The sequence below is a fragment of the Caballeronia sp. genome (assembly GCF_049581465.1).
In the GTDB taxonomy this organism is placed as follows: domain Bacteria; phylum Pseudomonadota; class Gammaproteobacteria; order Burkholderiales; family Burkholderiaceae; genus Caballeronia.
In genome coordinates this window covers 1-3,479 of sequence record NZ_JBAUSA010001015.1, presented here as the reverse complement: position 1 = coordinate 3,479, position 3,479 = coordinate 1, and the positions used below count along the sequence as shown (strand labels likewise).

4 protein-coding genes are annotated in these 3,479 nt (G+C 60.7%); all 4 read left to right on the top strand.

Annotation, left to right across the window (positions count from 1 at the left end):
- A partial coding sequence (locus WCA53_RS24830; protein ID WP_423916665.1) for a hypothetical protein occupies positions 1-343 on the top strand: 343 nt, incomplete at its 5' end.
- A 255-nt stretch (positions 344-598) separates the two neighbouring features.
- Complete coding sequence (locus WCA53_RS24825; protein WP_423916663.1) at positions 599-1,075, top strand: VOC family protein; 477 nt, start codon at positions 599-601, stop codon at positions 1,073-1,075.
- 112 nt (positions 1,076-1,187) lie between these two features.
- Complete coding sequence (locus WCA53_RS24820; protein WP_423916660.1) at positions 1,188-1,661, top strand: VOC family protein; 474 nt, start codon at positions 1,188-1,190, stop codon at positions 1,659-1,661.
- A gap of 135 nt (positions 1,662-1,796) precedes the next feature.
- The gene (locus WCA53_RS24815; RefSeq protein WP_423916657.1) at positions 1,797-3,290 is read left to right on the top strand and encodes an MFS transporter; all 1,494 of its coding nucleotides are present in this window, start codon (positions 1,797-1,799) and stop codon (positions 3,288-3,290) included.
- Positions 3,291-3,479: the final 189 nt, after the last annotated feature.

Here is a 3,479-nt window from a genome sequence, read left to right as displayed (position 1 = left end):
TGCATCGACCCGCGCGATCCCGGTATCGTGCCCTGATAGCCCGAAAACGGAGCACATGATGGCGGAGATGCTGGGCGTCGCGATTATCGGCGTGGGGATGATGGGCGAGGTTCACACGCGCGCCAGCCGTTTGGCGGGCGGGACGGTGCGAGGCATCGCGGCGTCAACTGAAAGCCGCGCGATGCAGGCGGCCGAACGATTGGGCATCGCGAGATTCTACGCTACCGCCGAGGGCCAAACGCGCGATGGCTTGCCGACTTTCGACGAGGGGTGGCGATCGGCGCGCAACGTGGATGCCGTGCTGGCTTCGTCGAAGGCTAATGGCTGGGTGCGGATTGAGTAACGTCTGACTACATCGCTTTGACGTTGACCCGCTGGCTCAAAATGTCACCTGTTTGAACCGCCCAAAAGCGGGATGAAACCTATAAGGTAGCAAGTCGGCGCATTTGATCGTCCATAGGACACTGCGCGGCGGGGCAAAATAATCCGGCGCGCGTGTCGAATTTCCATGCGCTCGCACGTCATGGTGGTGAGGGCACCTTTTACGGGTGCGTATTTCCCGCTTGGGCGAAACCGTTGTTCCAAAGGAGTCACCAATATGTCCAGTTCAGCTGTCAAACCGATCCCCGAAGGGATGCATTCGCTTACACCCCATATCGTTTGTGCTGGTGCCGCCGACGCCATCGCGTTCTATAAGAAAGCCTTCGATGCGGTCGAGCAGTCGCGTTTGCCCGGTCCGAACGGCAAAGTGATGCATGCCATGCTCCGTATCGGCGACTCGACGCTCATGCTGATGGACGACATGCCTGATTGCGGCGCGCTCGGACCGAACGCGTTGAAAGGTTCGCCGGTGACCTTGCACCTGTACGTGACCGACGCCGATGCGGTGTTCGCGCGGGCCATCGCTGCCGGAGCGACCGAACGGATGCCAGTCACAGATATGTTCTGGGGCGACCGCTACGGTCAGCTTGAAGATCCGTTCGGGCACAGGTGGTCGATTGCGACCCATCAACGCGACGTCAGCCCGGAAGAAATGGTCGAGGCGATGTCTAAATCAATGCCGGCCCGTCCGTAAAACGGCGCGAATCGGTTGAGTGTTCCGCGGATTCGGTCTGGAGTCAGGACGCCGGGCAGCCGGGAGGCAAGCCGGCGGCTAAGGCCGAATCCGCAGCAGCTAAGGAGTTGTGATGCAGAAGATTGCCCCTTGCCTCTGGTTCAAGGACAACGCGGAGGAAGCCGCCCACTTCTACACGAATCTTTTCAAGGATTCGCGAATCGTCTCCGACATGCGTTTCGGCGATGCGGGGCCTGGGCCGAAAGGTGCGGTGATGGCGGTGACGTTCGAGCTTGAGGGCCAGGAATTCATGGCGTTGAATGGCGGGACCGCGTTCACGTTTTCGCCGGCAATCTCGCTGTTCGTCAAGTGCGGCACGCAAGAGGAAGTCGACCGCCTGTGGGCCGGCTTGGGCGAGGGCGGCGAACCCCGGCAATGTGGCTGGATCAGTGACAAATACGGCGTGACGTGGCAAATCGTGCCAGTGGCACTCGGCACCATGCTGCAAGACGGGGACGCGGCCAAATCCGCGCGGGTCATGCAGGCGATGATGGGCATGGTGAAATTGGACATTGCCGCACTTGAAAGGGCGTATCAAGGATCGTGAAGCAGGGATCGTGAAGCGGCTCAAAACGGCCCGGTTTAGCCGCGTCATTTAACAAATAACAAAAATGAATTTGGGATAGCGTTCGTGCGCCGGTACGATCGCGCGTCTTTCCGTCCCACATCGAAAACGCATCCCATGTCGACATTCATAGCGCCCGAGCCAGCAGTCGCGACTTTGGCCTCCGGCACCGCCGCGCGTCCCGTGATCCGCAGCGCAGCCGACGTGTCGCAACTCGTCAACCGCGGTGCTGCCGTGGGCAGCGACGCGCGCATTGTGATTGCCATCGCGCTTGGCGGCGTGTTTCTCGACGCCTACGACCTGGGCGCGCTCGCGTTCGGCGTCAAGGACATTGCGCGCGAGTTTTCGCTCACGCCTACCGCGACCGGTTTCGTTGCGTCCGCGATTACGTTCGGCGCGATCATCGGCGCGTGCCTGGGCGGGTATCTCACCGATAAAATCGGCCGTTACCGCGTGTTCATGGCCGACATGTTCTTCTTCGTGGTCGCGGCAATCGCATGCGGGCTTGCGCCCAATGCCTGGGTGCTCGGTGGCGCTCGCTTTGTGATGGGGTTGGGCGTTGGAATCGATTTGCCCGTCGCGATGGCCTTTCTTGCTGAATTCTCGCGGCTGAACGGGCGTGGCAACAAGGCGGCACGCATCGCGATGTGGTGTCCCACCTGGTATGCCGCGATTAGCGTCTCCTATCTGCTGGTCCTCGCGCTGTACGCTGTTCTGCCTGCTAGCCATTCGGGTTGGCTGTGGCGTCTCACGCTGGGTTTCGGCGCGTTGCCAGCGCTCGTGATCATCGCGATTCGAAGCCGTTATATCAGCGAATCCCCGGTTTGGGCCGCGAACCAGGGCGACCTCAATGGCGCCGCGAAGATTCTGAAACGTTCGTACGGCCTGGACGTGGAAGTCGATGCCGCCGCGGCGAAGAACGCCAAAACGCGGGTGCATAAAGGCTCGTGGAGCAACTACGGCGCGTTGCTGCGCGGCGTGTATTTACGTCGGACGGTGTTGTCGACGGTGATCGCCATTGCGTCATCGTTCGCCTATAACGCGGTTGCGTTCGGATTGCCCGTCATCATTTCGAGCTTTCTCGCCCAGTCGATGCTCACCACGATCGTGGCCTCGCTTACGCTGAATCTATGCTTTGCGTTCGTGGGCGGGTTGATCTCTGTGCGAGCGGTGCCGAAAGTCGGCGCCTGGAAGCTGACGGTGCTCGGCTATTCGTTCCAGGTGGTGGCGCTCATCGGGTTGGCCTTAGTCGGACGTCCGGCGGGCGGTGTCCAGGTAGCGCTCGCGATTGCATTTCTGGCGACATTCCTGCTCGGGCAAGGCGTCGGACCCGGTTCGCATAGCATGACGTTTGCGTCGCTGAGCTATCCAACGTCGATGCGCGGGGTCGGCGTCGGCTTTAACCAGACGCTGATGCGTGCTAGTTCGACGGTCTCGCTGTTCCTTTTTCCCGTGTTGTCGGCGGCGCTTGGTACGAAGGTGTTCTGGATTATCGCGGTGGCGCCGATTGCAGGGCTGGTTGCGTTGTTGGCGATTCGTTGGGAACCGTCGGGGTATGACGTCGATGCCGAGGACTTTGGAGGGCCGCTCGAGGGGGCGGTGCGGGGTTAGGGCGGGGTGCTGCTCGCGGAGAGTGTGGGGAGAGCGTTGAGTCCTTCTGCTAGCGTGGTCGGTCTGCTTAAGTCGGATTTTCTTGCTTATTTCTGTTAGCCCCTATCCGGGGCGGGACTTCATTTCTTTGCAAACGCGCAAAGAAACGAAGCAAAGAAACGCGTTCAAACCGCGAATACCTCAGTGTCG

Coding starts and splice junctions, on each gene's coding strand:
- WCA53_RS24825 (WP_423916663.1), top strand. CDS start 599: ATGTCCAGTTCAGCTGTCAAACCGATCCCCGAAGGGATGCATTCGCTT.
- WCA53_RS24820 (WP_423916660.1), top strand. CDS start 1,188: ATGCAGAAGATTGCCCCTTGCCTCTGGTTCAAGGACAACGCGGAGGAA.
- WCA53_RS24815 (WP_423916657.1), top strand. CDS start 1,797: ATGTCGACATTCATAGCGCCCGAGCCAGCAGTCGCGACTTTGGCCTCC.